The sequence below is a fragment of the Amycolatopsis rhizosphaerae genome (assembly GCF_007713715.1).
In the GTDB taxonomy this organism is placed as follows: Bacteria; Actinomycetota; Actinomycetes; order Mycobacteriales; family Pseudonocardiaceae; genus Amycolatopsis_E; species Amycolatopsis_E rhizosphaerae.
Window position 1 is genome coordinate 1 of record NZ_VJWX01000548.1, and the last position, 4,631, is coordinate 4,631.

A 4,631-nucleotide genomic window follows, 5' to 3' on the forward strand; every position below is an offset into this window, starting at 1 on the left:
CGTATGCCGGAGTGTTCTGCCCGAGCCTGCCTGCGCCCGGCAGGGGGCAGGTTATCGTGCCCCGCCCGCCGGGCACCGGGGTAATGCGAAAACCGCCTCATCCCTCGACCGGCCGGGTCAGAAAACCACGCCCGCGTCCTGGGCGAGCAGTTCGTCCGTCGCGCGCTCGGCCACGGCCGCGATGGTCATCGAGGGGTTGCACGCAGCGGTGTTGCCCGGCATCAGCGCCCCGTCCAGCACGTAGAGACCGCGGTGGCCTTTCACGCGCCCGGCGAGGTCGCAGACGATGCCCATCGAGGCGCCGCCCAGGGGATGCCAGGTGGACGGGTACACCGCGGTGGTGTCGAGGAGCGTGGAGAAGGGCCCGGCGATGGTCGAGACCCGTTCCTGGATTCTCCGGTACAGCCTGGTGTCGCCGTCGGCGGGCCAGTGCAGCACCGCATCGTCCTTTGTGGAGTCGTAGACGAACCGGCCCCGTCCCTGGCTCACCCCGTAGCCGACCAGCATGGTGGACCGGATGTCGGGCAGCGGCGGGATGGAGGCCTGGATGACGGTGTTGGCCAGCGCGGGATCGTCCCACTCCTTGCTGCAGTAGACCACCGGACCGCCCTGGGGCATCCCGAAGTCCTCGGCGAAGTCCGTCCAGAAGTAGATGCGATCCCCGTTCGAACCCCAGTTGGTCCCCAGGCCGTCGGGCAGGTCCGGAATCAGTTCCTTCGCCGCCGCGCGCATCAACAGCCTGGTGGTCCCGGCCGTGCCCGCCGCCATGACGAGTGCCCGGGTCGTGATGATCTTCTGTTCCAGCACGGTCCCGTCGGTGGCGATGCGGTCGGCGAAGACCCGCCAGCGGCCGTCCTTGCCCAGTGCCACGTCGGTGACGTTGTGCAGGGTCGCGACGGTGGCCAGGCCGGTGGCCTCCGCGGCGGCGAGGTAGGTGACGTCCACCGAGTGCTTGCCACCGTTGTTGACACCGAAAGCGCAGTCCCCGTTGGTGTAGGAGGGTTTCATCTCGCCGTTCAACTCGCGGAGCGCGTAGCTCCAGTCGATCGGCATCGGGACCTTCTCCAGGGCGTAGCCCGCCCGCTGGACGTTGCGGGCGAACACGCGCGACGGGAGATAGGTCTTGCTGTCGACCAGTTCGTCGGGAGCGGTCTCGAGCCGCAGCATCCGGGCCACGCGAGGGTAGTAGACGCGGTCCATCCGCGCGTAGTCGAGTTGTTCGGGCAGGTTGGCGTTGAACACCTCTTCGCTGGGCTGGAGCGTCATGCCCTGGTACAGCAGGGATCCGCCGCCCACTCCCGCCGCGCACAGGATGTTCATGCCGTTGCCGCCGACGCGTTCCAGCAGCCCGGTGTAGGGCTCGAACCCCAGCGGCACGATGCCGAACAGCGAGGGAGCGGAGCCGAGCCAGAAGAGGCGCTTGTCGGGCGAGGTGGGATGCGGGAATGTCTCGGCGTTCGGTCCGGTGGGCCAGCGGAGGCCGCGTTCGAGGACCAGGGACGGCACACCGGCCTGTGCGAACCGGAGCGCGGTCACGCCTCCGCCGAAGCCCGAGCCGATGATCACCACCCGGTGCTCCTCGCGGGTCAGCGGGACCGGGTTGCGGGGCGCGGCAAGGACTCTCGGTGCGCCGAGGGTGGACAGTGCCGCGGTGGCCGCGGCGCCGGCGAGCAGGGAACGGCGAGTCAGGGCGGGCATGGCGCTCCTCGCGGTCGGTGAGGGGAGACGCGAGGAAAACTAGACAGGTGAAAGGACAGGTGTCAAGATCGAATTGGACAGTCTGGCCTCGGAGTGTCAAGGAGCCGCGGGTTGGCGACCGGCGTGACCGTCAGAGGGTGAGCGCCGGGAGCAGCGACCGGCGCAGGAAGGCACGGAGATCGTCGTCGGTGCGGACGGCGTCGCTGTCGAACAGGAGGATGGACAACCCGAACCGCAGGGTGATCTCGACGACGTCGTCGAAGCGCGCGGCCAGGCGGGGTTCACGCGCCGCGATCGGCGCCAGGAACCGCTCGGCCACGGGTGTCGCACGCGCGAAGAGCTGGTCGTCGAACAGCGGGCTGCCGCGGTCCGGGAACGCCAGCGCGCCGAGCACCGGGTGTTGCCTGAACTCCGACCGCACCGCGACGACGAACTCCACCACGTGCTCGGCGGCGTCGGATGCCGTGGTGAGCCGGGCGTTGACCCGGTCGAACACCTGCCCGGAGATACGGATGATCGCCTCGGAGATCAGGTCCTCGCGGCTGCCGAAGTGCGCGTAGACGGTCTGCCGGGAGACCTCGGCCTCGCGGGCCACCGCCAGCATGTTCACGGCCTCGAATCCCGACCGTTCCATCAGTGCCGTGGCCGCGTCCAGGATCCGTTCTCTCGCCCGCACGGGGGAGAGTATCCCCGACCGCCCCAGGCCCGACGGTCGCGGCGTCACACCTGATTCACGGGAGAAGCGTCGCCGGTCTGCGCGGCCAGCGACGCCAGCACACGCAGTTTCTCGGCGCTCTCGCTTCCTTCGTCGGGGTAGTACAGCACGAGGATGAGGTCGCCGACCGGAAGCTTGTCGCGGTTGAGGTGCAGTTCCCCGACGACGGGGTGGTTGACGGTGGCCGTGCCGCCCTCGAGCCGGCGGACGTCGTGGCGTGCCCACAGGGTGCGGAAGCGTTCGCTGGCCAGGGACAGTTCCCCGACGAGTTCGACGATGTGCGCATCGTCGGTCCGGTCGCCGATGGAGTTGCGGAAGGAGCCGATGAACTGCGCGGTGGTCGCGTCCCAGTCGAGGTGGAACTCCCGTTCCTCGGGATCGAGCAGCAGGGAGCGCAGCCGGTTCTCCCCGGGCCGCAGCCGGGGTGAGAGCGCGACGGCGAGCGCGTTCGACGCCAGGACGTCGTACGCCCGGCCCTCGACGAACGCCGGCATCCCGACGGCGGCGAGCAGGTGGTGCAGCCGGGCGGGGACCTGCTCGGCCCGGCGACGGGGGCGTGCGCGCCGGCGGGGCTGCGCGAGGTCGAGCAGGTACTGGTGTTCGACGCCGTCCAGCCGGAGGACGCGCGCGAGCGCCTCCAGCACCTGTGCGGAGGGGTTCCTGTCGCGCCCGCGTTCGAGCCGCAGGTAGTAGTCGCCGCTGATGCCGGCCAGCATCGCGACCTCTTCCCGCCGCAGTCCCGGGACACGGCGGTGGGCCCCCGCCGGGATGCCGGCCTGTTCCGGCGTGACCAGTTCACGGCGGGCGCGGAGATAGGCGCCGAGCCGGTTCGTGTCGTCGTCGCGGTCCATCACCCACACGCTAGCCCCGCCCTCGCTCCGGAAAGGGGGTCCTGCCACTACCCGGATCGGCAGGGACCTTCCGGCACCCGGTGACCCCCGGGAAGGTTGCGGTGAACGAACGCCACGCACAGGGAGAGCATCGTGGAGATCACCAACCGCACAGTCCTGATCGTCGGGGGTACCTCGGGCATCGGGCTGGGACTGGCCCGCCGGTTCGCCGCCGCGGGCAGCACGGTCGTCGTCGGCGGCCGCGACATCGCGAAGGCCGGCGACCTTCCCGCCGTCGAGATCGACGTCACCGACCCGGACTCGGTCCTCCGAGCGCGCGACAGCGTGCTTGCCGGTCACCCCGGTCTCGACGTCGTGGTGACGATGTCGGGGGTCATGCTCACCGAAGACCTCCGGGACCCGGCGCACATCACCGCCGCCGAGACGACCATCGCCACGAACCTCCTCGGCACCATCAGGGTGATCGACGCCTTCACGCCCCACCTCATCGCCCGTGGCGCCGGGACGGTCATCACGGTCAGCTCGGGCATCGCCTTCCTCCCGTTCCCGCTCATGCCCACCTACGGCGCGTCGAAGGCCGCTGTCCACGCCTACAGCGAGTCGCTGCGGGCACAACTGGACGGCACCGGCGTCGAGGTCGCCGAACTCGTACCACCGGCCGTCGCCACGGTGCCGGAGGCCAAGCGGATGAACCCGAACGCGCTGGACCTCGACGCGTTCCTGGACGAAGTCATGGCGCTACTGGCGGAGAACCCCACACCCGGCGAGATCCTCGTCCAGGGCGTCCTCCAGCACCGGTGGGCCGAGCGCGAGGGGACCTACGGCGACCTCGTGGCCCGCCGCTCGCAGGCGCTCGCGAACCTGCCGGGGCGCTGATTCCCGCAGGTCGGAGCGGTGAAGGCCGGAAACTGTCGGTGGCCGCGGGCATGATGGCCAGGTCCGGTGAGACGGCACGAGGAAGCGAGACGAGACGATGGCTGGAGACACGGTTGTCACCGTGATCGGGAACCTGACCGCCGATCCGGAGCTGCGGTTCACGCCGTCCGGCGCGGCCGTCGCGAACTTCACCGTGGCGTCCACGCCGCGGACCTTCGACCGCGCGAGCGGGGAGTGGAAGGACGGCGAGGCGCTGTTCCTGCACTGCAACGCCTGGCGGCAGCGGGCCGAGAACATCGCCGAGTCCCTGACCAGGGGCACCCGGGTGCTGGTGGAGGGCCGGTTGAAACAGCGGTCGTACGAGACCAAGGAGGGCGAGAAGCGCACCGTGGTGGAGCTTGAGGTCGACGAGGTCGGGCCCTCCCTGCGGTACGCGACCGCCAAGGTGAACAAGGCGGGCCGAAGCGGTGGCGGGGCGAGCGGTCCGGGCG

General features: G+C 70.3%; 5 protein-coding genes. 2 read left to right on the forward strand and 3 right to left on the reverse strand.

Annotated features, from left to right (window positions below; genetic code table 11):
- Positions 1–117 precede the first annotated feature (117 nt).
- The 3 genes from FNH05_RS32720 to FNH05_RS32730 all read right to left on the reverse strand — a co-directional run bounded on the left by FNH05_RS32720 (position 118) and on the right by FNH05_RS32730 (position 3,264).
- Positions 118–1,698, reverse strand: a complete 1,581-nt coding sequence (locus FNH05_RS32720; protein WP_144592713.1) for a GMC oxidoreductase — start codon at positions 1,696–1,698, stop codon at positions 118–120.
- A gap of 130 nt (positions 1,699–1,828) precedes the next feature.
- Positions 1,829–2,374 (reverse strand): TetR/AcrR family transcriptional regulator, encoded by a 546-nt coding sequence (locus FNH05_RS32725; RefSeq protein WP_144592714.1) that lies wholly within the window; start codon positions 2,372–2,374, stop codon positions 1,829–1,831.
- Between the two features lie 44 nt (positions 2,375–2,418).
- Positions 2,419–3,264, reverse strand: coding sequence for a helix-turn-helix transcriptional regulator (locus tag FNH05_RS32730; protein ID WP_144592715.1), 846 nt, complete (start codon positions 3,262–3,264; stop codon positions 2,419–2,421).
- Between the two features lie 132 nt (positions 3,265–3,396).
- Between FNH05_RS32730 and FNH05_RS32735 the strand changes: the two genes are divergently transcribed.
- Together FNH05_RS32735 and FNH05_RS32740 are read left to right on the forward strand one after the other, a co-directional pair.
- The gene (locus FNH05_RS32735) at positions 3,397–4,140 is read left to right on the forward strand and encodes an SDR family oxidoreductase (protein WP_144592716.1); all 744 of its coding nucleotides are present in this window, start codon (positions 3,397–3,399) and stop codon (positions 4,138–4,140) included.
- A 97-nt stretch (positions 4,141–4,237) separates the two neighbouring features.
- On the forward strand, positions 4,238–4,631 hold a 394-nt coding region (locus FNH05_RS32740; protein WP_144592717.1), incomplete at its 3' end, for a single-stranded DNA-binding protein.